Below are 24,623 nucleotides of genomic sequence, written 5' to 3'. Positions count from 1 at the left end.
GCATGCGATGATCGACTGCCACAGCTTTCCCGGCCACTGCGAATAACGGTGTGAAACACGCAAAGGGACAGCGCTCTCGTGCCCTCTGCGTTTGCTGCAATCGCGTGCCGGTCAGATGCCCAGGCAGAGGTATTTGATTTCCAGGTAGTCCTCGATCCCGTACTTGGACCCTTCACGGCCCAGGCCCGAGGCCTTGATGCCGCCGAACGGCGCCACTTCGTTGGAGATCAACCCGGTATTGACGCCGACCATGCCGTATTCCAGCGCTTCAGCCACGCGGAACACACGGCCCAGGTCACGCGCATAGAAGTACGAGGCCAGGCCGAACTCGGTGTCGTTGGCCATCGCGATCACGTCGGCTTCGTCTTTGAAACGGAACAACGGCGCCAGTGGGCCGAAGGTTTCTTCCTTGGCCACGGCGGCGTTTTTCGGCACGTCGGTGAGGATGGTCGGCTCGAAGAAATTGCCTTCCATCGCTTTGCCGCCGGCCAGCAGCTTGGCGCCTTTGCTCAAGGCGTCGGCAATGTGTTCCTGGACCTTGGCCACGGCTTTTTCGTCGATCAGCGGGCCAGTGGTGGTGCCTTCTTCCAGACCGTTGCCGATCTTGAGCTTGGCCACGGCCACCTTGAGTTTTTCGGCAAACGCGTCGTACACCGAATCCTGGATATACAGGCGGTTGGCGCACACGCAGGTTTGGCCGTTGTTGCGGTACTTGGAAATGATCGCGCCTTCGACGGCCTTATCCAGGTCAGCGTCGTCGAACACGATGAACGGCGCGTTGCCGCCCAGTTCCAGGGAGACCTTCTTGATGTCCTTGGCGCATTCGGCCATCAGCTGGCGACCGATCTCGGTGGAGCCGGTGAAGGACAATTTACGCACGATCGGATTGCTGGTCAGCTCGCCGCCGATATCGCCGGCGCTGCCGGTGACCACGCTCAGCACGCCTTTGGGGATACCGGCGCGGTGCGCCAGCTCGACCAGGGCCAGGGCCGAAAACGGGGTCTGCGACGCGGGCTTGATCACCATGGTGCAGCCGGCAGCCAGGGCCGGCCCGGCTTTACGGGTAATCATCGCCGCAGGGAAGTTCCACGGGGTAATGGCAGCAGTCACGCCGATCGGCTGCTTGATCACGATCAGGCGCTTGTCGGGCTGGTGGCCGGGAATCACGTCACCGTAGATGCGCTTGGCTTCTTCGGCAAACCACTCGATAAAGGACGCGGCGTAGACGATTTCGCCCTTGGCTTCGGCCAGCGGCTTGCCTTGTTCGAGAGTCATCAGGCGGCCGAGATCGTCCTGGTTTTCGATCAGCAGTTCGAACCAACGACGCAGCTTGTTGGCGCGGTCCTTGGCGGTGAGTGCACGCCAGGCCGGCAGAGCCTTGTCGGCCGCTTCGATGGCGCGGCGGGTTTCCGCAGCGCCCATCTTTGGCACGGTACCGAGAATCTCGCCCGTGGCCGGGTTGTTGACCTTGATGGTCTGACCATTGTCCGCATCGACCCAAGCGCCATCGATAAAGGCTTGCTGGCGGAACAACTGGGTATCTTTGAGCTGCATGTCGGCTTTCCTTAACAGCACCGCGCGCACGCGGAGCAAATTAGAGTTGTTGAAAGGCGCCTGGTGGGCTGCCGTCAGGGAAATCAGCCCCAGCGCGCGGGAGAAATGAAAGAGCACGCGGGAGACAGAGCGTTTGAAATCTCAAACGAATCCTAGGATCAATGGGGGTACAGGGCAATAGGATGTTCGAAAAAAAGAACAAAATCGACGCATCTGTCAGAGTTTTCTGATCAGGGTAGTTGCGCTGGGTTTCACCGCACTGATCGGTGGCACCCGGCCCAGAGCTTGCGCACGGCAGACTCCTACACTTAAAGGCCCAAAGACCGGCATGGACGCCCAAGGTCGACATGGGTATGATGTCGCCCGCACAAGCATCCGTAGCTCAGCTGGATAGAGTACTGCCCTCCGAAGGCAGGGGTCGTGGGTTCGAATCCCGCCGGGTGCACCATATAGCAGTCTCGGGCTGTCTCAGACAGTCTACGAAACACCCCTAGAAGCCCGCCCTGTGCGGGCTTTCTTGTTTCTGGCTATCCGTCCCTGTCTACCCCTATAACTTCCCGCCGTGTATGCCCACGTGTATGCTTTGAGATTCCTATAACTGGAGGCATACAGGAAGTGAAGCGCTCTGAAATCAAACGCCGCCCCTTAGCAGACACCACGCTTGCGGGCCTGGAGCCTGAGCACGCTACGTATAGGGAGCAGGACGGGAATGGTCTGTACTTCCGAGTAAAACCTAACGGGCAAAAATCGTGGGAGCTGCGCTATAAAAAGCCAGACGGCAAATGGTCTTGGTTAGGCCTCGGCGGATATCCGGAAATCAGTGGTTCTTTGGCCAGACAGAAAGCAGCCCAACTGCGGGAAGACGCATCGACCGGCAAAAATCCGTTGGTGAGCAAGCAAGCTCGGAAGGTTGCAGACCAGGTCGCTGCTAACAACACTTTTGAAGCGTTAGGCCGTGAGTGGTTTGAGGCCAGACGCACAAGCTGGGAGTCAGGTACGTCTCGACGAGTGCTTGGCGCACTGGAGCTTCACGTGTTCCCCGTGTTCGGCAAACGCGTATACACAGAAATACTGCCCCTGGAATGGATGGAGTTTCTACGCGGCATGGAGCAGAAGGGGATCATTGAACAAATGGGCCGAGTTCGTGCCTTTTGCAAAGAGATCTATGACCTGGCCCGCGTAACAGGACGAGCCGTCCACAACCCTCTTGAAGGTCTCAGCAAATTTCTGCAATCACGCAGCGCTGAAAACTATGCACACGTTTCGATTGAAGAACTGCCTGCGCTACTTCGAGCGATCAACTCCTACCCTCACGCAAAAGACGTTCGTATTGGGCTTCGCTTGCTTTCCTTATTAGCATCGCGCCCGAGCGAGATCCGCGAAGCACGCTGGTCAGAAATCGACCTCTCCAAAAAGCTATGGACGATCCCAGCCGAGCGAATGAAACGTCGTCGCGAACATGTGGTGCCTCTCTCTCGACAGGCAATTGAAGCGCTCACTGAGTTACGAACACTGACAGGTGCGTACCCTCTCCTATTTCCAGGCAGGAAAGACAGGACAATCCCCCGTAGCAATACCGTATTTCTAATGGCGCTACGCAGACTGGGATATGCCGGCCGGCAAACAGGTCACGGCTTTCGTCACATTGCCAGCACCATACTCAATGAGCAGGGTTTCGATGAGAATCATATTGAGGCCCAGCTCTCCCATGCAAAAGAAGGGATTGCCGGGGTCTATAACAAAGCTGTGTACCTACCTCAGCGCAGAGTGATGATGCAGTGGTACGCCGATCATCTTGATGCCCTAGTGAGTGGAAATGTCGTTCAGGGGCAATGTGGAAAGGCAGTATGAGAGCACTAACCCTGCCCCCTTCTGAATCCGGTGTAACGCGTGTTACTCGTGTAACGCCACTCGCCAAGTGCCCGGATTTATTGGCTTTCACGCCCGTTACACAGTTCAACAGCTTAACGTACATGCGATGTAACGCTGCCCTTGCGTGTAACGCCAAAGTCATTACACGCCTGGGGGCAAACGGTCTAAACATGCGCCTACAAAATGGCTTTCGCTGGGTATTCGCTTCGAATGCAGGGCGCGGGAATCACCGTTACAGGGTGCCTGAGACAGTTGGCAATGAATGATCACCAATCCATTTTGCGTTTGGCGTTAAGCCGAGGCTTGTTCAGTTATCTCTCTGCGCAACCGCTCTATGACCTCTGCCATGAGCAGGTCGCTGACGCCTGCCGTTTGATCGACCAATGCTTTCTGCGCATTCATGGTGACGATATCAACAAAGATTTAGCCAGCATGTGCATTCAGACGACGATCCATGAGGAGACGATTTTTCAATATGCCTCCACCGATACCAAGGCACGACTCGCGCATTGGGTCCGCATGTACAGCAATTGCTACTCAGCGTCAGAGCGCGATGCTCATTCTGCATACATCATGGCTTGTGCCGTAAAAGCGCTGGAGACGTTAGCCAACTGGATGCAGACAGTCGATCAAGAGGCTTGGTCTCACGTCTCCGAACGTCCCACCGACTGGCCCAGGGATCTCTACTGTCAGTTCGTCGAGATGCAGGTCGATCCGGATGAACGCATTCAGACACTTGATGATTACGCCCTCTATCTGAAACCAATCATATCCCTACCCTGCCTGACCGACGATGAACTAAGACACATCGCGGACCGTGCGATCAAAAATGCCATCCGCAAAAAAGGCGGCCTCGTCAGCGGTATGGAGCGTAACGAGGAAATTAGCGTTCGAGACGCCGCGATAGTTAAACAGGGGCTTCACTACCGCGCAGCGGGGATGCCCAAACGCAACGTTGCAACGAAGGTGCATGCCTGGCTACAAGGTGAGGTGGCAAAACCTCCAAAACAGCGGCCTGAGTGGATTACGCTTGAGACCGAAAAAGCCCTAACACGCAAAAGAGTTGAGGCAGTTCTCAAACGCAATTTCGTGCTGTAAGCCAGAAATTTCAATCGGATTTCAATTGGAAGTGAACTGCTCACCACAGACCTGCACCTAGATCATTGCTCTCAGTCCTAACCAGTCGAGAGCAAGACCTATGAAAGCCTCTATCACCAAACTTCCCCGCGTTAACCCAACCATTCCAAACTCCATCTTTGACGCATCGTCGACATTGATCCGTATGCCCGAGGTCGAGCGGATCGTGGGCATGAAGCGTTCCACCATCTACAAACTCATGCAGCGCACAGATAGCGGCTTTCCCCTGCCCGTCAAGCTGAGCAACAGCAACGCTCGCGGTGCACCCGTAGCTTGGGTTTTATCTGAAATCCAAACATGGGCACGAAGTCGCATAGAGGCTCGCGACCAGGTGGCAGCATGAAAAACCGAGTCGCCAACAAGGCCATTTTGCAGCCCTTTTCTGTACTCAGAACAGTCGGATTCACGCCGCGGTGGATGCAACGCTTCGAACGCTACCGCACTGAGCAAAAACGCCTGAATCGGGACGTGATGGTGATGCGATGGGCAGACGGCATCTGGTGCGCATTGTCAGTTCCCTGCCAAGCCCCCCGAGCAATCATCGTAGACGAAGGCCAACAACTAGACGCCTACGAAGATGCACGCGCTTGCCTCGATAGCGACTTCTTGCCCTTTGTTTCCCTGAGCTGGGAAATCCATGCCTGAAATGAAAACGCCCCCGGCGGCAACCGGAGGCGTTGAGGTAAATCTACATGCCTAATCAATTTATGCCGCATCAAAAAATTCCGCAAGCTATCTGCACAGTTGCACTTTCAAAAATCGGACGTTACTCTCTGCTCGTCGCTGCAAAATCAGCGACCGGGTTTGACGGCCCGTTCAGACATTGGCGCACAGGCGCCCCCATCACGATTGCAGGCGCTTTTTTTGTGCATGCACATCCTGTTTATGGCGGCTGTGCGCGGGATACCTTCGGGTATGCCGGGTTCCTTTGTCCCCGGTCCGTCAACCTGCGTACAGCTGCCACCCTAATTCGTTTGACGGCGAACCGTGGCAGCTCCCCAGACAAAGGAGTTTCGCCCAATGCACGCCACCAATCCGTCCAAAATTCGCGCCGCCGCTCATCGAGCAATGGCTCTCGCCGCTTTACACGCCAATTCCAGCCTCGCTACACGCCTTTCCCGTTACAACGCCCATATGTCCAAGGCTCGCGCCCTGGAAGCCGCAGGAGGTGCACAATGAGCATCCTCCCAGGCTTTGCACTGCCCGAAGATCTCCTCTGCGTCAGCCAAAATGCCGAAGCCGGTCTGCCTATCGACGCCATCACCTGTGCGCTCGACCGTGCCGACTCCGTTCTCATGCTGCTGGAAGACCACTTAGACGGGGATAAACCCCTGCTTTCCAACCGCGTGCTGTCGTCTGTTATTTGGGACGTGCGCGGCACCTTAGGCTTGATAAAAACACTCACCATGTACGGTGATGCCTCCTCTGTGCCGATGGGCCAGAAAGGCGGTGCGCTGTGACCCACTCCAGCACGCGTGGACGCTCCGAGTTCTCCCCTGCCAACGGTAACGGCCAAAACCTGTTTCGGGTGAATGCCGGTATCCCGCTGGAAGACGCACTTGAAGCCGTCTCCCAAATTCTGCACCACGCCAATCAACTGATCCTCGACGCCGCCATCAGCGATGCGGGCGAGCGCTTTAGTTGGCCTGCGTTCTACCTCGGCGAGATGGCCAAGGCACTGATCGACGACGTGAACGAGGCCTTGCTTGAGTCGAGGATCGCCCCATGACTCAACGCACCGGCAACACCTCAAAACGCCCCAGCTTTGCCGACGTAAAAAGCGCTGCGCTGAAGAACATCGACCGTGTGCTTGCTCACTGGCTGCCAAACGGCAAACGTGTCGACGGTGGCAAGGAATACACCGCACCGAATCCCACACGCACGGACAAACACGCTGGCTCACTCAAGGTAAATTTGAGCAAAGGCACATGGGCGGATTTCGCCACCGGCGATAAGGGCGGCGACCTGATCGATCTGGTGCGCTACATCGACGGCGGTACGGACGTTGAGGCCTGCAAAAAGCTGGCGGATCTGCTCAGTGTTTCCGCTGGCTCTGCGACCGCCAAAACCGCACCGGCCAAGAGCGCAACACCAGAGTGGATCGCGATTCAACCGATCCCGGCCGAGGCCATGAACAAGTGCCCTGCCAAGCACCGACAACACGGCACCCCGTCCAAGGTGTGGATCTATCGCGATGCTCAGGGCCAGCCGGTCATGGCGTTGTATCGCTTCGACCTGGGCCCAGATGAAGACGGCAAACCGCGAAAGGTCTTTGCGCCGTTGACCTGGTGCAAGCGCTCCGATGGACAAACCACACAATGGCGTTGGCAAGGCTTGCCTGAGCCTCGGCCATTGCTACGCCTGGATGACCTGGCACAGCGCGCCGATGCGCCGGTGGTGCTGTGTGAAGGCGAAAAGGCTGCTGACGCCGCCGCCGAACTGTTGCCCGAGCACGTAGCCACCTGCTGGCCGAACGGTTCGAACTCCTGGCACAAGGCCGATCTGACGCCGCTCAAAGGGCGCGCTGTGGTGCTGTGGCCGGATAACGACGCCAGCGGCAAGACCTGCATGGAAGCCATCGAGCTCAAGCTGATTGAGCTGGGCGCCGCTTCAGTGCAACGAATCTCGCTCGACGTGTTCAAGCTCAAACCCAGCAGCAAAGGCGGAAAACCGACATTCGTCAAAGGTGGAAAATGGGCAGACGGCGACGATGCAGCGGATGCATTAGCCAAAGGCTGGACCGCAGGCCACGTCGCCGAGCTGGTGCGCAACGGCGAGTTTTTCGGCAGTGTTGCTGAGCCCACTGAGCCACAACAACCGAAGGGCAAGGTGCCTGCCAAACGTCCTGCGAAATCAAAAAATGACCTGTTGCCGGGCGGCTTTCGCCTGACGCCTGAAGGGGTGTTTTATTCCGGCGACGATGGCGAGGCGCGTCCCGTGTGTTCGCCTCTCGAAATTATCGCTCGCACTCGCGACGACAAGGGCCACAACTGGGGTTTGTTGGTCGAGTTCGACGACCCGGATGGCGCCAAAAAGCGCTGGAATATTCCGGCCCGAACCATGACAGGCGACTTCGGCAAGGATGTACTCGGTCCACTGGTAGACATGGGCCTGCGCCTTGCCGGAAGCCGATCGGGGCGCAACGCACGCAATGACCTGCAGAGTTACCTCGGCGGCTTCGATAGCGCCCAGCGCGCACGCTTGGTAACGCGCTTGGGCTGGCACGACAATGCGTTCCTATTGCCCGAACAACAGATCGGCTCGCACGCCGAGCACCTGCATTTTTATGAGGCCGGTGCGCAGTTGCCACCCATCAGCGAGGCGGGCTCTCTGGAGCAGTGGCAGCAGCAAATCGGCGCGCTGTGCGTTGGTAACCATCGCTTGGCGTTTGTCGTCTCTGTGGCCTTTGCAGGGCCTCTGCTAAACCTGCTGGGGCATGAGTCAGGCGGCTTCCACCTGTACGGCGACAGCTCCGGTGGCAAGACCACTCACCTACAAGTCGCCGCCTCGGTTTATGGCGGGCCGCGCCTGGTGCGTTCGTGGCGCTCGACAGATAACGCCCTGGAGTCCATCGCTGCAGCGCACTCAGACGGCCTCCTGGTGCTGGACGAAATTGGCATGTGTGACCCACGCATTATTGGCGAGACGGTTTACATGCTCGGTAACGGCACCGGTAAGGCCCGGGCGAATGATCGAGGACAAGCGGGCCGACAGGTGCAAGAGTGGCGCTTGCTGTTTCTCTCGACCGGTGAGAAGACGTTGGCGCAGCACATGGCGGATGCCAACAAGGAGCTGAAAGCCGGTATGGAGGTGCGCATGCTCGCCGTGCCAGCAGATGCCAGCAAAGGCCTCGGCATGTTCGATGTGCTGAACGGTTTTGAGGACGCTGCCACCCTCTCTGATGCACTCAAAGCCCGTGTCGCCAAATACTATGGCACACCTCTTACCGCCTTCCTGAACGCACTGTGCGCGCCTGGGGAAATGCTCAGGTGGACGGTGATCATTCGCCGCACGGTGGAGCAGTTCATCACCCAAAACCTACCCGCCTCAGCCAGTGGGCAAGCCCAACGTGCCGCCCTTCGCTTTGGCCTCGCAGCAGCGGCCGGAGAGTTGGCCACCGCCTTCGGCGTCACCGGTTGGCCTGATGGTACGGCCACGACGGCTGCACGGGTTTGCCTGCATGCATGGCTGGCAGAGCGTGGCGGTGCCGGTAACTTCGAGGGGGATGCGATTTTGGCGCGACTGAGACAGGTCATCGAGCGCTTTGGAGAAAGCCGCTTCACCCGATGGGAGTCTGCCGCCGCCAAGATCGATGAACACGGCCCACGCACGATTGATCGGTTGGGCTTTCGCAAGACGATGGAACACGGCATGGGCGATGCCTTACATACCACCAATACCTATTACGTGCTGCCGGAAGCCTGGAGGGCCGAAATCTTCCGAGGCATGAACCTGAGTGCGGTTAACAAAGAGCTCCTGCGACGAGGTGTTTTAGAGCCTGGAAAGGATGGCAAAGCTTCGACCGCAGTGCGACTACCGGGGCTGGGCTTGCAGCGTTGCTATGTGGTTGTCGCAGTGCCCGAACAAGGTGATCACGGCGCCCAGGCCGCCTAATAACGGCTGCTCCATGAGGAATGCAGGCTCACCTTGGCCTGGCCCGCCAACGAAAAAAACCAATCAACCTTTCGCCTTTAGGAACGCAACATGAACCAGCTAAAACAGCAACAAGCCACCTTGAATCAAGAACTGGAAATATTGGAACAAAGCCTTCCGCAACTGGAAGCCGAATGGCGTAACGCGCCGCGCGGTTTCAGTGCTATTGGCAACCCAATTGGAAGTCCGGAAGCAAGCGAAGCTGCCGATAAAATATCCAGCGTCGAAGCTCGTATACGTGCAATACCACACGAGTTGGCTGCAATTGATCGGAAGATTCAACACCTAGAACGTCTGGAAAAAAATGATCAAATCAAAGTCGACTCCATCCGTGCAATGTCCGATGCGACTGCTGAAATCGAAGCGCTGCAACGGAAAAAATCCCACCTGAACGAGCGATTTCAGGCAATTCAATCAGAAGCCGATCAAGCCCTGGAAAAGGCGCAACAAGCCGAGCGCGATGCTGCAACGTCCTACGCCAAATGCCTCGCAAGCGGTGATGCAGAAGGCGAAAAATCAGCAAGCGGCGAAATGCAAAAGGCGGCTAAGCAACTGACAACAACGGACGAGCAGGTAAGGAGGCAAGACTTGATCATCGCTGCTCTGCAAGTCGAGCTTGATGCTCTTGAGGCTCAAATCACGAATGCTCGCCAACGTGGAGAAGAGTCCAAGACAGCCGCATTGAGCGCAGTTGGATTTGCGCTGGACGAGGAGTGGAACGCTATGACCGAGCAACTGCTCGCTGTAGGCGCACGGATACTTGCCGTCAGCTACCAAAAAGGCGGAATAGGAGATGGGTTGTCTGGGCTTGAGGTCCCTCGCTTCGGCCCCTCCCATTCGAGGCTTGAGCACTCCGATTTAGCAGCCGTCGCCCGTAACATCTCTCTAGAAGACTTACTCACCGCGTAATCCCGAACCAGCCCGCCCTCGCGGGCTGTTTACTCTTCCCTATACCGCGCATCACCTGATGCGGATGCAGAACAACAATCTACGTGCAAATCAGCAATTACACAGAGTCCAGCCTGATCGAACGTCCCTGCAAATACCAAGCGCGACTCAATATCCCGAAAAGTGCAAAACTGGTCGCTAGCCGTCACTCATAATTGGCGAATAATAGCCGTCCGCACATCGAGGTCACACCATCGCAGTTGCAATCGTTCTGGAACGCCAAGCGAAAGCTAAGACCATCAGCAGCTTCCCGCTCACTAACCATAATGGTTGAGAAATGATCCATATGTGATGATCGCGTTGCCGAAAAACTGTTGAACATTCTTCCGACCTACTGCGGAAAAAGGAAACAGCCAACGGTTGACAACGATGAGCTTGTGATGGCTATGCGACACCTTCAGGAATATGATGTCATTCTTTGAATGGCTTCAAGGTGCCGTAGTGATAGGGAATATCTTCAACGTTTTTTCACGACGTAATGAAAACCAGACTAAGCCGAAAAAGGAGCTCACTCAGCAGTTTCGGCAAAGGACGTTCATGCTTATTCGGGACGTTGGCCCAGGCTTGGTCGAAACCCTAGAGTTTCTTCACGACCGGCTCTCCTACCTTCTTGGGCACCAAAACCTTTCTGAAAAGAACAATCTGTCCTACGCTGATGATGCTTTCGAGTTTCTGCATACCTGCAGCGACCCCCACTTCCTTGATGCGATTGAATATCTTGTCCACTGGGATGGCTGGCGTTACTTGGGCGGTAAGCATGAACTCGTAATTGATCGCTTAAATGAATTTTTAAACGTTGATGACCTTCCTTACTTCGTCACCAAACCGGTATGGGAAACACGGGAAGAAATTTATCGAGGCGCCCCTACTCAGTTCACTGGAATACGTGTGCAGGCGAAGGTCATTCCAAAGGAAAGCCAAGCTATCCACGAGACGGCTATCGAGCCCGCTCTGAAACTATTGCGCCAGCCTGCATTTCTCAATGCGAACTCCGAATTTATGGCAGCTCTGGAAGACTTTCGGCACGGAAAATTTGGCGACTGCGTCACCAAGTGCAACAGCAGCTACGAAAGCGTCATGAAAGTAATCTGTGGCCAGAAGGGCTTCGGGTATGCGCAAGGAGACACAACCTCCAAGCTCATTCGGACCATTATGCAGAAAACTGAGATGGATACCTTCTGGGAGCAGCCACTGATGACCGTTGGCACGCTTCGCAACAAACTTAGCACCTCACATGGTGCCGGCGAGGTGCAGAAGCTAGTGCCAGAGCATGTGGCAAAATACACGATAAATATGACGGCCTCTGCGATCATCTTTTTACACGATCAGGCTTACCGGGCCATCCTCTGAAGGATTCGTTTAGGCTTACAGGAGTGGAAATGCGTCGTTTCGATACCAAACCTCTGATTGCGTTGGCGACAGCCCCAGAAGACCAGGATGATCCTTGGTACAAAGATGCCCAGCAAGCCGTGCAGTACATGACAGCAAACTCGAAATCAGACGAGATTGTGATTTACGTTAGCGCACCTTTCCTTCTCATCGTCGGGGCACTCGCTCCAACTGATAATGTCACTCCCCCCGATGGAAAAATGCTTCAAAATCTCTCACTTTTTACCGATGCTACCTGGCGCATACAGAAATCCTGGTGTTCCGATGAAGGACATCGTGTCTACATTGAGGCACCCTTCCCAGAGGACAGCGGGTCTGCTTTATCAGGGGGGGAACCGTTGGTCATTCGGCGACGCCTTGAGGGGGTTCATACTGGGCCAACGCCGATCGAAATTAGCCAGAAGCTCATACACTGTCTCGACATTCACTATGTGGATGAGCGAAAGGCGTATTGCCGCTTAAATGACAATGGTGATATCGAAGATGTCATCAGAATCCTGAAGCTCCAAATTCCCGACCAGATGGAGGGTCGGGAAGTGGTCACGATCCTTCGTAAGGACCTGGACAATTACATGGCCCTAGCGGACATGGCGCTGGTCATGAAATTTGATTTTACCCGTTACGTGGCGGGTAGCTTCACCGGCTGGCAGGGCGCCAATCGATACAACCGAGACGAGCCAGATCTGTTCTACCATGGTGGATCGACTAGTAAGGCGAGCTTCGCGAATGGAGCCATAGTGGTTAGGCCTAAGACTACCGTTGAAGACCAAGAAGAGGCTTGGAGCAAAGATTTCGATGGTGATCCAGATCGGGAGTATGCGGTCTTCAAAATCTATGACCGCAAGAATGATCTTCAGGTTGAAACCTCTTGCAGCCCCGAGCACATCGTCAGCTATTTTGAAGATAGCGATCTTCCCTGGCAGATATCTCCTGCTTTTTTCAGGGCAGAGGTTCTAAATCGCTTCAAGGGCGATCCCGAGAAATACACGCTGGGGGACCGGAGCATTTCCTGCAGAGGAGCTTGGTATCTTAAGTCTTACGATATCAATGAGGCCGGCCAGGTTCATGCATACATTTTGGACCTATCGAAGCTCCCTTACGACGAACAATTGTACTGGAAGGCCTTCAACGAGTGGCCTAAGGCTCCCATCTCCGAACGCGCGCACCGAACGGACATCGAGGGCAACTGGTACACCGAATATCATCCTTTAGATTCGCTCAAGCGCAAGGTCCGAACACTCGACAAGGAAAAGCCTGCTTGGTGGAAACCTCGCGGTGAGGATCTGATCGACAGCGTGCTTGCTCCAGCCACCGACTCGCCCAAGGAATGGGGTGATGAAGTTATGGCTCTTGATCAATGCCTGGTAGAAGGCTTTCTCGACAAGCCACTGCGCAAGATGGCTGAAGCAAAAGGCCGCGCCCTGGAGCCAACCTGGCGCTCGCTCAAATTGTTGTACGAAATTCTGGTGGGAAGCTCAATCAGCGTAGAGGACGCTAAGCAGATCTTAGCGCCGATGAGAAAGCTCCATGAGCTTCGTAATGAGATCCGGGGACATGCGACCAACGAAAAGAAAGCTGTCGCTATTCGGGAAGCCCGTAACACCCATGGAAATTTCCGTGCGCACTTCTTCCACTTGGCCGAAGGTTGTGATCATGCCCTTGTCGCGGTGTTGAGAGCTCTCGAGATTGATATCGACAAATGAGCAACAGGATAGCCTCAATAGCGCACGACAGCGAACTGTTGAGGGAGGTCATAGCATTCTGCTACGTTATCCCGTTAGCTGTTGTGAGCATTTATTGCGAAATTGCGTGGACCTGACCATTCAGTTGCCCTGCCACTGACAAGTCAATTGCATCCGTGCTGAACAAGCGTTTTCATTCGACTTGACCAGCGCACTCACGCCGTAGTGACGATCGGCAAAGAACGGCTACCAGCAGACCTTCCTCAGGCATCCCCAGTGGGTACAAAAAAAATGGATTGAGGCCAAGGCTTCGGTCGTAAAAGCTTCTCGCTCAGTTAAGCAATGTGTAAATTTACCGCCTTCGGATTTTTTCGGTGCGCTACTCATTTTGAACATCTATTGGTCTCGAATCAGCCTAGAGTCATACTCAGAAGACTCCAGGGCTCGCCGAGCGTCCCACAGGAAGATACCTAGGTCCAAATGGCTGGCGCGTAAATAGAAAAATGAGTGACCTGGAAAATACCGCTATGTGAGGAAATATTTAATGACCGTTAATATTCAAGAAGATCTAGCGGACGAAGGCGTCGGCTCCGGCGTGGAGAGAGAACAAGAGGGAAACCAATTTAAAACCGGAGAACCCTTTGATCCTGCGTCTATTTCTTTGTCTTCAAAAATTGTAGCGCTAGATACTGTGCTCAGAAGGATACGCAACCATACCATAACCCTGGCTCCAAACTTTCAGCGAAACTTTGTCTGGGATACTAAGCGTAAGAGCTTGCTCATAGAATCTATGATGCTTAGAATTCCATTGCCCATGTTTTATGTATCTGAGGATAAGGATGGGGTATGGGAAGTAGTAGATGGGCTTCAACGGCTAACGACGATAAAAGATTTTATTCTAGGTGAAGACGGCGACGGCAAAGGTTTTAAACTTAAAGGGTTAGAATTCTGGGGCGAATCTTTCGACGGGAAGGATTTTTACACGATAAATCGAAAGCTCGACGCGGCGCGCATTATCAACAATGTCATGGAAGCTGAGCTTTCCTTTACAATAATCAATCCTGACACCCCGGAAAAAGTCAAAAGAAACATATTTAAAAGAATTAATACTGGAGGCATGAGACTTTCAACCCAAGAAATAAGACACGCTCTCTATCAAGGTGAAGCATCAGATTTACTGAGGGAGCTAGTTGACAATTCAGTCTACCAAAGGGTTGTGGGTAAAACCGTAAAAGATGACCGCATGGCCGGACGAGAATTGGTGCTGCGCTTTATATCTTTTTACTTGAGGAAAAGAGAAGATTTCAAAGGAGATATGGATGAGTTTCTGGCAGATACCATGCGCCATGTAAACAATGAGCACACCATCCCCCTTCGAATAAGATATGATAAAATCCAACTAACTGAAGCATTTAAGAGAGCGCTTAACAGAAGCGATTCACTATTTGGAGAACATGCGTTTAGAAGATCGCATGAAAATAGAAGAAAGACACCTGTCAATAAATCGCTTTTTGAAATGTGGACTGTATTGCTCGCACGAATTAACCAACCAACCTTTGAATCGATCATCGCCGATAAACAGCATTTCCTGCTGAAATACCACAAGATGTTAGATGATGATGCGTTTGCTGATGCAATTGGAAAGTACGGTAGTGACCCTGCCGGCGTGAGAGATAGATACTCAAGAGCAATAACACTGCTAAAGGAATATCAGCGTGCTTAATAGTATATCCATAAAAAAATTCAAATCTTTTGAAAGCCAAACACTCGAATTAAGCAACCTAACTGTATTTACTGGTTTGAATAACACTGGGAAAAGCACTGCCATCCAAGCACTCCGAATGTGTCTGTCGGAGTTCGCTGGTGGTGGTCCATATATCAGTGGGCTTGGAGGTTATGCCGAGTTACGCTCACGTCACGCTGGCGCAAATGACCCGATAGAAATCGAGGTAACGAAGCAGGACGGCACAGATATATCTTTATCCATATCCAAGAACTCTTTCTTGCATGAGCGAAGAAACCTTGCACCTGTCACGCAATTCATATCTGCCGATCGATTTGGTCCTCGTGTCGGCCTTCCAACATTAGGTGACGACATATCCTCGTTGTCCATAGGTCAAAATGGCGAATATGCCGCCCACTATACCGCACTCTTGGAGGGATGCATCATCGCTGAATGCCTGAGACATCCCAGTGCACTTGGGAACACGCTGAAAACCCAATTAAATTGGTGGATGAGCGACATTGCTCCCGGCGTCAGATTGGATTTCGGCGTACAAGAAAAATTTGATATGTCACATATGTCGATTGATGGATATAGACCGACCAACTCAGGGTACGGGATAAGCTATGGACTACCAATTGTTCTCTCACTTCTTACTATGCCTGCCCACGTGGTTGATGATTCAGATCCCCGAGTGGCACACTGGTTCGAGCGAATCAAACACTCTGGCGCTTTCCTTATCCTAGAAAACCCTGAAGCTCATCTACATCCTCGCGGACAAACTAGTCTCGGCATCTTAGCGGCAATGGCTTCATTTGCTGGAGTACAAGTTCTAATTGAAACCCATAGCGATCACGTATTAGATGGAATTAGACTCGCGGTCAAACTCAAAGACAATATAGTCGCTGAAAATATTCGACTCTACTACTTCACTAAAAAATCGGACGATTCAACGCACGCCGAGCAAGTAGTACTACGACCAGATGGCAAACTCGACAAATGGCCTGAAGGTTTCTTTGACCAACATTCAAAAAATCTTCGAGCTTTGGCAACAGGAAAACTATGATGAACTTTTTCATGGATGAAAACTTTGTTGCCCACTGCCTCAACAGTTTAGCCGAGCGGCTACCTGGACTTGAAAATATTGTAGAGATCATGGACAAAGTCTCTTCATCACCACTTACAAATTTATACTACACCCATAATTTGCACTCCCTGACCTTTCAGGAAATAAGTTTCGCAGAACTCCTTTATGCGCATTCTTCAGACGGTGATTATCGAGATCTTATCCTTCGATTTGATATGGCCATCGAGAGAGGGGAGTGCGTGTTAACCCAGGAAAACCGTGTGCTTGAAGCGAGTGCGGTTGAGCTAGCCAGACTAGGAGCAGGAGGATATATTACAGGATTTAATTATAGTGCCAACAACTGGTGGCGCAGCAGTAAAATGTATATTGTTTCTGACCAAACCTGCTATCTAAATGCATTGCGATTTTTGTTTAGCGCATTAGACATGCCGGCGGAACAGCTGGAAGCTTTTGGCGATCTATTGTTTCCAAATATTTATTTTCACGCAAACCCTAGTAACCTAAAGCGAATGGGGATTAGCTACCGAGATCACTCACAATCTATCATAGCTCACTTATCTTATTTAAATGATTTTGCGATTTTGCATTTTGAAAACGATCTTCCTGCGACAATAATACAACTAGCAGCCAGCAAGGGAGTTGAAATTTCTCCTGAGAGCGTAAAAACTCATGGTAATAGAGGCGCTATGGCGAGAAGACGCGTTGAAATCAACGATAGTCATATCACATGTGAATGGCATACAAAATTCACTTACGACAAGGGTAGAATCCACTTCCATGCCAGACCTAATACCTATCAAGAAAAAATTCGAAAGCTAGCCGGATCAAAAGTAATTGTTGGTTTAATAGTAGAACATCTACCAACCTAACCAAAGTCACTTGAATTAGCTTTTGCTAGTCACCTACATTCGGCATAAGATTTATCTTGCGGGGACTACGTTTTCAACTTTGTTAAATTAACAGCTAGCTCCTAGCTGATAACGGAAGGGTCGATCCAATGACTCATGCACAAACAGTTATGCTCTAGCGACGATGCTTGTCGTATCCGCGACAGACCCTTACCGGCCATTGGGATGTGATTTGACGCGTGGGGAGTGAGAGCAACCTCTTGGCAGATAGCTGCTCGTTGCGAATGGCAGCGAATGGTCGAAAAGCTCCTCAAATTATAAGCCAACACTGGGAGCCCAGAGCTCAAGAACCGCTGTCAGACGTAACACCCGTGCAGCCTGTAACACCAATTTTAGCTCCCCAGGCCCCGAAAGCAGATAAACCATCAGCGATAAGGGTCATGAGCATAGCGCTCACACTTGAAAATCGCAGTATCCCCTTGAATAAAGGATAGGAAACTCTCCTGTTCATGTCAGCGGAAAGGTGCCCGGCTTAGCGAGTTGCTATTCACAGTGCATCTGCTCTATGAATCGGAACCTCACCGGGGACCCTGGGTATTTTGGGAAGACACGGGGCATAGAACCCGCGGGATCGTGTTAGCGAAAGTGCGCCCAGCTTAGTGAACAGGTGAACCAGGTGAACTACAGTTCACCTGTGCATATGCCCTACCTTTTCAGCCGTCTGCGAGTACCGTTACCAATACGGTAACGATGCCCTTCTTTCTTCAAGAACCTTTCAATTTCAACGTTGAAATTTCAGTAAGCTGGTGTGGTTGTCGCTACCACGATCCCGCGGGTTTCATGCCCCGTGTGATGCTAAAGCTTTCAGGGTCCCCAGCGTGATTTCCTCTCATCGAAAGGCGGAGCCAGCGAAATTCGCTTGGTAGGCTCGAGCGCAATGCGCCTGCCCACAACATCCGGATGCTGACTTTAGCGTTACACGCAGGGGCAGCGTTACATCGGGGGTACGCTATGTCGCCCAACTGTGTAACAGGCATGAAAGCCAATGAAACCGGGCGTTTGGTGAAGGGCGTTACACTCGTAACACCGGTTACACCAGTTTTGGAGGGGGCTGGATATGTGCTCTGATGCTGCCTTTCCAAATTGGCCCTACACCACATTGTTGGCCTCTAGGGTGGGTAATTGCACTCCATCTGACCGCCCATTTGCATTGCACCTGCCCACTCATTTGCATTCGACTTGGCCAATCGTTCGCATCGGATTGGGGCAAAGAACGCATGGCGGTGGCCTTTTCTCTCTCCCGATGTGTCGCGCGTACAGTCTGCCCTGTTATGCTGATTCAGCAATCCGGCGTGTAGATAAGATGCTATACGGCATTAAGTGACAGGAATGTCGGCTAATTGATAGTTAGGGAAAATTGAGTATGCGTCGCTTAATAGCCAACGGATTTGTGTTTGTCAGCATTGCGATACTCTGTTCCGGCTGCACATCTTATTCGTCCCAGCCGACAATCAACGAACCCGCTGAACCCGAAACACAAGAAATCATCTCCAGCTTCAGTTACGCAATAAACTCCCCATGGAAAGACAGTCGCTTCGGCAAGGACGCATACGCAGCGACACTCAAAGTCATTTCCGATGCACAGGATACGGGCTCCAGCCTCGCCGCTCCGACCCTGCCGGCATTAGAAATAAAGATCTCGGAGTTCTCATCTGGCGGCGCTTGCGGACAAGATTACTTGACGGGCCTGAGTCTGGGTTTGATCCCCAGTTGGTGTACGCGGACAAACCTTTTCAAGTTCGATTTTATATTGAATAAGGATCAGCGCTTTTGCAGGCAGAAAACCTACTCGATAAACTCCACGTCGTTTTCACATCTCACGATGATTCCGTTTGCACTATTCAATACGGACAATCAGCCATTGACGCTTTATCAGGCGGCGCTTAAAGATTTTGTTCGGATAGGTCAATGTGCGACGCGTTGAGAGGCATGTTGACAGGCTTTGTTTTGCGGTTACGGGGGGCTCTTTTCGGGCGTTGGAACGCTTGAGGTTTATCTCAAGTAGCGGCAGCTTTTGGCCGTTTTTTGCCGATCAAAGCCACCCAGCATGCTGGTCAAATCCGATGCAAACGACTGGTCAAGTCGAATGCAAATGGGTGGTCAAGTCCATGCAACTTCGCATCTAGGGAATCAAGATGACCAGCGTGATTTCCGATCACCAGGTGGTGAGGACAGCTGATATGCAATGCGACTGGCTCGAGGTAGATTGACGACCTGACAACATGGCGGGAGAACATCATGGAAGACACACCTTTGCTTGCGTCATTACTCAAGCGCATGAATGAAAACCAACTGGCCCTGGGGGCAGCTATCGAGGAGCTGTCAAACTGGGTTGAGCAAAGAGGATCTACAGAAGTGGCACAGAACATTCGAGGGGCACTGGATACCCTGGATGGAAATGCAGGATTTATCACCCTTGCGCTTGCCTCACTTGCTGCAGAAGGTCGAACGAAGAAGTAACTACTCAGCTGGATGGCAACACATCACCAACCATCTGGTGTTGCTTTACCTACCTCGAAAAAGTGGCCAGAAGGAAGCGCCGTGTATGCCCACGTGTATGCCTAACCGAATAACCACCAAATATACCCAATAAATACGCGGCTTTTACTGTCCAGTTCAAACGACGCCGGGGGCACCATATACGAACGAAAAAGCCCCAGGTCGAAAGACCTGGGGCTTTTTTGTTCTCTAGTTTTGCCAGATGAAGCCCCTCCAGAAATATGCACAAATGCATATTTTTATTGGCCTTAATGCTGTATTTATGTACAGTGTGGGTGTGATGGCTTCTGCCTCACACCGTTTGCCCTCCCCTGCAATCGTCAGGAAGGTGGGCATTCTCAAGGAAGCTAAATATCAAGGAGATATTTCATGACAGACATTACTCTACCCCCAATTATCGTAACGCCAGAGCCGCCACTGCCCCTTCCTCCTGGGCCGCTGCCAGGGGGAGGTTTTATTGCCAAGCCTTTGCCGTGGGATGGGAAAATCGTTGATTTTTCAGACATCGATGCGCTCATGCGAAAGATGAACTTCAGCCATCCTGACAGTACGATGACGAAGGTGGCGCTGGCGGTCAGGGCGCAAAAGCAGATTGCAGATTCGTACGCTGCCAACCTGCCAAACCTGCTGGCCGAGATCGACTCGGAGGTTGCCGCAGCCGTTGGGGCGGATGCTCTTTCGGCACTGGAAAAATCCAGGAAAGAAAAAACCGTCGTTGATGCTCTAATCAACACCTCACAGGCTGACCTTACTGCCAGTCTTGCGGCGGCCAACGCTTACTTCGGCAGAGATCCTCTACTAAAAGATATACCGCACAATGCGGTGGATTTCGTCAATCTTGAATATAAAGATCGGTTGGGCTTCAAACACGCGTATCAGGCACTTGCCGACTCCTATAGCGCGGCCTATAAAAGCAGATACCTGTCTGAAAAGATTCGATTGTTGACTGAAAAATCTAACGCCTTGACGGGTTTGATCGCTACCGCTCAAGCGGAGGAAGATGCACGTCTTGCGGCGCAGGCAGAGGCTGAACGCCTGGCTGCCGAAGCCGCAGCAAAAGCTGAAGCGGAGCGTCTTGCCGAAGAGCAGGCAAAGGCCGATGCGCAAATCAAAGATGCCATTAAATTCACTGCTGATTTTTACAAGGAGATCGGAGGAAAATTTGGGCAGCAAATGTCTACGCTCTCAGCAGAATTGGCCGAAAGTGCGAAGGGCAAAAAGCTTCGCAGCGCACAAGAGGCCCTGAATGCCTTTGAGCAATACAAGGGTGCTCTGGATAAGAAATTCAGTGCGGCTGACCGCGCGGCCATCGTCAATGCCCTGGATTCGCTTGATAGCGCTGAACTGGGAAAAAACCTGAACAGGTTTGCCAAAGGCTTTGGCTATGTGGGCAAAGCCGTTGATGCCTATGACTTGCATAATGAAGTGAGTAAAAGCTACGCGACAGGCGATTGGAATAACACTGCACTGAAAGTGGAAACACTGTTTGCAGGTGCTGCAGCAACAGGCCTGATTGCTTTCGCGTTCGGCGTGACTGTTTCGTCACCCGTCGGGATTGTAGCGTTTGCGCTGATCATGGCATTTGTCAGTGCATTTATTGACGATAAACGTGTTAAGCAATTTAACGATGCACTCGACGCGGTGCTTCCTTTCTAAAAACACGAAGTGGCCTTTTCAGGCCACTTTTTTTAGTGCTGAATAGAATAGATACCCAAGCACGGCCGGAATGGCAAAAGCGATGCAAACCATATAAAAAATCACATACAGCCCGTTTTTCCCAGACGACTCCGTCAATAAGCCGGTCGTCCAGAATTCACGACGTGTGAATCGAAGCGCTGTCTGCTCGATTATAAATCGAGAGAACGGAAACAGGAAAATACTGCCTGCTCCTAACATCAGAGCAGTGAAGCTAATATCCTTCAGAAAAGTGCTCTCTCCAAAAATGTCGGTAAAGAAGAGAACAAATATGAAAATGGAGATCATAAAATTCTCAATAAGATATTTTTTACTCATATCAACTCGTACTTTAAATTCACTTTAAACTTCTGGGCTACCATGCTCGACGAATGATAGCAAATAGCATCCATGGCATTGGGCTATTGCGTAATAGGTTCAGTGCAAGATGAGTGAACAGGGGCGATGGTATCGCGCGATACCATCGCCACGGGGTCAGTGAGGCTGCAATGCCTTGAGCCGCTCCTCAAGATTTTGCGCAGGAAAGCGTTTTTGCAACTCGGCCAGTTTCACCGTCGCGGCACCCTCATCGCCTGCCGCGCGCAGGCGCAACACTTCCTGCAAGCCCTGCTCCAGCGGGTCAGGCACTGCGCGCTTGGCCAGCTTGCCTTGGGGCAAGGCATCACTGTTCATTTCGGCGCTGAACGACTCGACCCGCGGCGGCGCGCTCATGGGCGCAGGCGCGGATAAAGTTGCCGGGGCGGCGAGGCGCGTGTTTTGTACCGGGGCAAGCTCGGGGCTGCGCGTGATCACGCCCGCCAGCAGCGCCACACCGGCCACGCTGGCAAACGCCATCTGCCAACGCGGTTGCTGGCACAGCCGCAGCCAGCGTTGCCACAGGCTGAGCTTGGGGGCAGGCGCTTCGCGGCGGGCGGCGTTCAGAATGAATGCGTCCAGGAATGCGGGCGGTTCGCCGGCGCTGTTCTGGCGATAGTGTTGGATCAGCGCTTCGTCGCGCGGATCGTTCGGGTCTCGGGCGTCGGTCATACAGTTACCTCGTCAGCCAGCAAGCGCCGCAATTTCTGCAGGGCATAGCGCAAGCGGCTTTTAACGGTTTCCAGCGGGGCACCGGTGAGGGTGGCGATTTGCGGGACTTCGAGGTCGCCGTGCAGGCGCAGCAGGAAGACTTCGCGCTGGTCTTCGGGCAAGGCTTGCACGGCGGCGTCGAGGCGCGCCTGGTCGCGGTTCAGGCTCAGTTGCTGTTCGGGGCCAGCGCTGTCGTCGGGCTGGGCGTGCAGCAACTCGTCGTAGCTGTCATGCAGCGGGTTGTGCAGGCCGTGCTTGCGCCAGTGGTCGATCAGGCGGTTGCGCGCAATCTGGAACAGCCAGGTGCGAAAACTCGCCCGGCCTTGTGGCTGGGTGGTGCTGCGGATCAGGCTGAGCCAGGTGTCCTGGTAGATTTCTTCGGCCAGTTCGGGTTTGTTGCACAGGGATACGAGGAAGCGATACAGGCCCTGGCGGTGCCGGGCGTACAAGGCTTCGAACGCAGCAGCGTCGCCGGTGCGGTAGCGGGCCAGCAGCGATTCGTCGCTGGGTGGATCGTCTGGAACGGCCATGTAGTGGGCGAACTCCTTCTGTCAGATCGAAGCAGATCTAAGTGTGGGAGGGGGCAAGCCCCCTCCCACATTTGATCCTCATTGTGCTCGGGATCAGGGTTTTAGGCTTTGGGCCAGTTCGACCAGTTGCACGAATTCATTGCGCAGGCCGAACGGGTCGTCGCCTCGGGCCGAGCGGGCCAGGGCGGCGGTGTCCTGCAAGCTCATGTTGCCAGTGTAGCGGCCTTCGCCCTTGAGCTGTTGGGCGAAGGCGGCTACGGCGGCACTGAAGCGCAGGTCGTCGCTGGGCTCGGTGGACGTTTTACCGACGGCCCGTTCGATCAACTGGCTGTCACCGCCCGCAGCCGGTTTATAGCGTACGCGCACCGTCGCCAGTTCGGCCGAGGTGGATTCAGCCGCAGGCGCTCTGGCATAGCGCAACGGCTCCAGCCAGCCCTTCTCGCCCTTCGGCACGATTTCATACAACGCAGTCACCGTGTGCCCTGCGCCGATTTCGCCGGCATCGACTTTATCGTTGTTGAAGTCCTCACGTTTCAAGGCGCGGTTTTCATAGCCGAGCAGGCGGTATTCGCTGACCTGGGCCGGGTTGAATTCCACCTGCAATTTCACATCCCGCGCCACCACCGCCAGGGTCGAACTGAGTTGCTCCACCAGCACCTTGCGTGCCTCACGCAAGTTGTCGATGTAGGCGTAGTTGCCGTCACCGGCGTCAGCCAGTTGTTCCATCAGGTGTTCGTTGTAGTTGTCCACACCGAACCCCAAGGTGGTCAGCGATATGCGGCTTTTACGCTGGTCGACCGCCATTTGCTTGAGGCTGTCGAAGTCGCTGATGCCCACGTTGAAGTCGCCGTCGGTGGCCAGCAGGATGCGGTTGATGCCCTGGTCGATGAAGCCTTCGCGGGCCATCTGGTAGGCCAGTTCGATACCGGACGCGCCAGCGGTGGCGCCACCGGCGGTGAGTTGGTCGATGGCGTTGCGGATTGTGGTTTTGTCACGGCCGGAGGTGGGCTTGAGCACCACGCGGGACTCACCGGCGTAGACCACCAATGACACCCGGTCCTGATCACGCAGTTGATCCACCAGTAATTTCAGGGTGCTTTTGACCAGCGGCAAGCCTTCGCGACGGTCCATGGAGCCGGACACATCCACCAGGAACACCAGATTGGCCGGGGCCAGTTCTGCCACGGTTTTGTCGCAGGCCTTGATGCCGATGCGCAAGAGTTTCGTGCGCGGGTTCCACGGCGTGGCGGCGACTTCAGTGGTGACGCCAAAGGGTGAGCCATCGGTAGCCAGCGCGTAGTCGTAAGGGAAATAGTTGACCATTTCCTCCAGCCTTACAGCGCCTTCGGGCGGCAGGCGGCCCTGGTTGAGGAAGCGTCGTACGTTGGCGTAGCTGCCGGTGTCGACATCCACGCTGAAGGTGGAGACCGGGGTTTCGGCGACGCGATGCACGGGGTTGTCGGGCAGGTTGGCGTATTGCTCGCGGGGTTCGCTGCGCTCAGCCAGGGTCGCCGTCTCCCGCATCATCATTGGGGCAGGCATGACCATGCGTTTGACCACTGCGCCCTGGGCCGGCGCGCGTTGAAGCGTTGCGATGGGCTCCGCTGGTTTCGCCAGGTCGGGGGACGACGACAGCCCGCATCCGGCCAGCGCTACCAGCAGGGTAACGGTGAAGCCTTGGGCAGCAGGACGCAGGGAGAGCAGAGGGCGGGACATGGGCTGGGCCTCGTGAATGAATGAGCCGTTCACAAGGTCAGACGCGAGGTGGGCGAGGTTCGGGTTAAACCCAATTTATCTGACAGCAGAAAACAATGTGGGAGGGGGCTTGAACTGGCCTAATGATTTTGGACACTTCAATCGGGCGCTATGATAGCGCCCAAA

The 24,623-nt window shown here is 53.7% G+C and carries 21 protein-coding genes and 1 tRNA gene; 17 read left to right on the top strand and 5 right to left on the bottom strand.

What is annotated here, in order from left to right; genetic code table 11:
• Positions 1-111 precede the first annotated feature (111 nt).
• Positions 112-1,554, bottom strand: coding sequence for an NADP-dependent succinate-semialdehyde dehydrogenase (gabD, locus tag CIB54_RS10725; RefSeq protein WP_101219756.1), 1,443 nt, complete (start codon positions 1,552-1,554; stop codon positions 112-114).
• A 371-nt stretch (positions 1,555-1,925) separates the two neighbouring features.
• Here gabD and CIB54_RS10720 point away from each other — a divergent pair.
• The 17 genes from CIB54_RS10720 (at position 1,926) to CIB54_RS10645 (ending at position 21,108) form a co-directional block, all read left to right on the top strand.
• A tRNA-Arg gene (locus CIB54_RS10720) sits at positions 1,926-2,002 on the top strand.
• Between the two features lie 167 nt (positions 2,003-2,169).
• A complete protein-coding gene (locus tag CIB54_RS10715; protein ID WP_003187538.1) occupies positions 2,170-3,405 on the top strand; it encodes a tyrosine-type recombinase/integrase in 1,236 nt (411 codons plus the stop codon).
• 279 nt (positions 3,406-3,684) lie between these two features.
• Entirely contained in the window at positions 3,685-4,524 is an 840-nt protein-coding gene (locus tag CIB54_RS27615; protein WP_003187536.1) for a hypothetical protein, read from the top strand.
• A gap of 100 nt (positions 4,525-4,624) precedes the next feature.
• Complete coding sequence (locus CIB54_RS10705; RefSeq protein WP_087945004.1) at positions 4,625-4,906, top strand: helix-turn-helix transcriptional regulator; 282 nt, start codon at positions 4,625-4,627, stop codon at positions 4,904-4,906.
• On the top strand, positions 4,903-5,208 hold the full coding sequence (locus CIB54_RS10700) for a hypothetical protein (protein WP_003187535.1): 306 nt from the start codon (positions 4,903-4,905) through the stop codon (positions 5,206-5,208). The genes CIB54_RS10705 and CIB54_RS10700 overlap by 4 nt, the downstream gene beginning before the upstream one ends.
• 530 nt (positions 5,209-5,738) lie before the next feature.
• Positions 5,739-6,023 (top strand): hypothetical protein, encoded by a 285-nt coding sequence (locus tag CIB54_RS10695; protein ID WP_032900340.1) that lies wholly within the window; start codon positions 5,739-5,741, stop codon positions 6,021-6,023.
• Positions 6,020-6,292, top strand: coding sequence for a DUF3077 domain-containing protein (locus tag CIB54_RS10690; protein WP_003187533.1), 273 nt, complete (start codon positions 6,020-6,022; stop codon positions 6,290-6,292). The genes CIB54_RS10695 and CIB54_RS10690 overlap by 4 nt, the downstream gene beginning before the upstream one ends.
• Positions 6,289-9,177 carry a DUF927 domain-containing protein gene (locus tag CIB54_RS10685; RefSeq protein WP_003187531.1) on the top strand — a complete coding sequence of 963 codons (2,889 nt, stop codon included), beginning with the start codon at positions 6,289-6,291 and terminating at the stop codon, positions 9,175-9,177. The genes CIB54_RS10690 and CIB54_RS10685 overlap by 4 nt, the downstream gene beginning before the upstream one ends.
• Positions 9,178-9,267: 90 nt before the next feature.
• On the top strand, positions 9,268-10,125 hold the full coding sequence (locus CIB54_RS10680; protein WP_003187529.1) for a hypothetical protein: 858 nt from the start codon (positions 9,268-9,270) through the stop codon (positions 10,123-10,125).
• A 447-nt stretch (positions 10,126-10,572) separates the two neighbouring features.
• Entirely contained in the window at positions 10,573-11,514 is a 942-nt protein-coding gene (locus CIB54_RS10675; protein WP_003187528.1) for an abortive infection family protein, read from the top strand.
• Positions 11,515-11,543: 29 nt separating this feature from the next.
• Complete coding sequence (locus CIB54_RS10670) at positions 11,544-13,256, top strand: hypothetical protein (protein ID WP_003187526.1); 1,713 nt, start codon at positions 11,544-11,546, stop codon at positions 13,254-13,256.
• A gap of 523 nt (positions 13,257-13,779) precedes the next feature.
• Complete coding sequence (locus CIB54_RS10665) at positions 13,780-14,958, top strand: DUF262 domain-containing protein (protein ID WP_003187525.1); 1,179 nt, start codon at positions 13,780-13,782, stop codon at positions 14,956-14,958.
• The gene (locus CIB54_RS10660; protein ID WP_003187523.1) at positions 14,951-16,024 is read left to right on the top strand and encodes an AAA family ATPase; all 1,074 of its coding nucleotides are present in this window, start codon (positions 14,951-14,953) and stop codon (positions 16,022-16,024) included. Before CIB54_RS10665 ends, CIB54_RS10660 begins: the two co-directional genes overlap by 8 nt.
• Positions 16,024-16,914 (top strand): hypothetical protein, encoded by an 891-nt coding sequence (locus CIB54_RS27290; protein WP_157829706.1) that lies wholly within the window; start codon positions 16,024-16,026, stop codon positions 16,912-16,914. The genes CIB54_RS10660 and CIB54_RS27290 overlap by 1 nt, the downstream gene beginning before the upstream one ends.
• Positions 16,915-18,316: 1,402 nt before the next feature.
• Entirely contained in the window at positions 18,317-18,877 is a 561-nt protein-coding gene (locus CIB54_RS10655; RefSeq protein ID WP_101219755.1) for a hypothetical protein, read from the top strand.
• Positions 18,878-19,191: 314 nt separating this feature from the next.
• Positions 19,192-19,413: a hypothetical protein gene (locus tag CIB54_RS10650; protein ID WP_056858122.1), complete on the top strand. Its 222-nt coding sequence runs from the start codon at positions 19,192-19,194 to the stop codon at positions 19,411-19,413.
• Positions 19,414-19,821: 408 nt separating this feature from the next.
• Positions 19,822-21,108 (top strand): colicin-like pore-forming protein, encoded by a 1,287-nt coding sequence (locus CIB54_RS10645; RefSeq protein WP_101219754.1) that lies wholly within the window; start codon positions 19,822-19,824, stop codon positions 21,106-21,108.
• An 18-nt stretch (positions 21,109-21,126) separates the two neighbouring features.
• Here CIB54_RS10645 and CIB54_RS10640 read toward each other — a convergent pair whose 3' ends face one another.
• The 4 genes from CIB54_RS10640 to CIB54_RS10625 all read right to left on the bottom strand — a co-directional run bounded on the left by CIB54_RS10640 (position 21,127) and on the right by CIB54_RS10625 (position 24,458).
• Entirely contained in the window at positions 21,127-21,465 is a 339-nt protein-coding gene (locus CIB54_RS10640) for a colicin E1 family microcin immunity protein (RefSeq protein ID WP_157829705.1), read from the bottom strand.
• Positions 21,466-21,621: 156 nt separating this feature from the next.
• Positions 21,622-22,173 carry a hypothetical protein gene (locus tag CIB54_RS10635; protein ID WP_101219752.1) on the bottom strand — a complete coding sequence of 184 codons (552 nt, stop codon included), beginning with the start codon at positions 22,171-22,173 and terminating at the stop codon, positions 21,622-21,624.
• Positions 22,170-22,742 (bottom strand): RNA polymerase sigma factor, encoded by a 573-nt coding sequence (locus CIB54_RS10630; RefSeq protein ID WP_065893850.1) that lies wholly within the window; start codon positions 22,740-22,742, stop codon positions 22,170-22,172. The genes CIB54_RS10635 and CIB54_RS10630 overlap by 4 nt, the downstream gene beginning before the upstream one ends.
• A 93-nt stretch (positions 22,743-22,835) precedes the next feature.
• The gene (locus tag CIB54_RS10625; RefSeq protein WP_101219751.1) at positions 22,836-24,458 is read right to left on the bottom strand and encodes a vWA domain-containing protein; all 1,623 of its coding nucleotides are present in this window, start codon (positions 24,456-24,458) and stop codon (positions 22,836-22,838) included.
• Between the last annotated feature and the right edge of the window lie 165 nt (positions 24,459-24,623).

The sequence above is a fragment of the Pseudomonas fluorescens genome (genome assembly GCF_002837185.1).
Taxonomy (GTDB): domain Bacteria; phylum Pseudomonadota; class Gammaproteobacteria; order Pseudomonadales; family Pseudomonadaceae; genus Aquipseudomonas; species Aquipseudomonas fluorescens_AM.
Note: the sequence above shows the minus strand (reverse complement) of the source record. Positions and strands in the feature narration are given on the sequence as shown.

Coding starts and splice junctions, on each gene's coding strand:
- CIB54_RS10680 (WP_003187529.1), top strand. CDS start 9,268: ATGAACCAGCTAAAACAGCAACAAGCCACCTTGAATCAAGAACTGGAA.
- CIB54_RS10650 (WP_056858122.1), top strand. CDS start 19,192: ATGGAAGACACACCTTTGCTTGCGTCATTACTCAAGCGCATGAATGAA.
- CIB54_RS10670 (WP_003187526.1), top strand. CDS start 11,544: ATGCGTCGTTTCGATACCAAACCTCTGATTGCGTTGGCGACAGCCCCA.
- gabD (WP_101219756.1), bottom strand. CDS start 1,554: ATGCAGCTCAAAGATACCCAGTTGTTCCGCCAGCAAGCCTTTATCGAT.
- CIB54_RS27615 (WP_003187536.1), top strand. CDS start 3,685: ATGAATGATCACCAATCCATTTTGCGTTTGGCGTTAAGCCGAGGCTTG.
- CIB54_RS10645 (WP_101219754.1), top strand. CDS start 19,822: ATGACAGACATTACTCTACCCCCAATTATCGTAACGCCAGAGCCGCCA.
- CIB54_RS10695 (WP_032900340.1), top strand. CDS start 5,739: ATGAGCATCCTCCCAGGCTTTGCACTGCCCGAAGATCTCCTCTGCGTC.
- CIB54_RS27290 (WP_157829706.1), top strand. CDS start 16,024: ATGAACTTTTTCATGGATGAAAACTTTGTTGCCCACTGCCTCAACAGT.
- CIB54_RS10685 (WP_003187531.1), top strand. CDS start 6,289: ATGACTCAACGCACCGGCAACACCTCAAAACGCCCCAGCTTTGCCGAC.
- CIB54_RS10640 (WP_157829705.1), bottom strand. CDS start 21,465: ATGAGTAAAAAATATCTTATTGAGAATTTTATGATCTCCATTTTCATA.
- CIB54_RS10630 (WP_065893850.1), bottom strand. CDS start 22,742: ATGGCCGTTCCAGACGATCCACCCAGCGACGAATCGCTGCTGGCCCGC.
- CIB54_RS10700 (WP_003187535.1), top strand. CDS start 4,903: ATGAAAAACCGAGTCGCCAACAAGGCCATTTTGCAGCCCTTTTCTGTA.
- CIB54_RS10635 (WP_101219752.1), bottom strand. CDS start 22,173: ATGACCGACGCCCGAGACCCGAACGATCCGCGCGACGAAGCGCTGATC.
- CIB54_RS10705 (WP_087945004.1), top strand. CDS start 4,625: ATGAAAGCCTCTATCACCAAACTTCCCCGCGTTAACCCAACCATTCCA.
- CIB54_RS10625 (WP_101219751.1), bottom strand. CDS start 24,458: ATGTCCCGCCCTCTGCTCTCCCTGCGTCCTGCTGCCCAAGGCTTCACC.
- CIB54_RS10665 (WP_003187525.1), top strand. CDS start 13,780: ATGACCGTTAATATTCAAGAAGATCTAGCGGACGAAGGCGTCGGCTCC.
- CIB54_RS10675 (WP_003187528.1), top strand. CDS start 10,573: ATGTCATTCTTTGAATGGCTTCAAGGTGCCGTAGTGATAGGGAATATC.
- CIB54_RS10655 (WP_101219755.1), top strand. CDS start 18,317: ATGCGTCGCTTAATAGCCAACGGATTTGTGTTTGTCAGCATTGCGATA.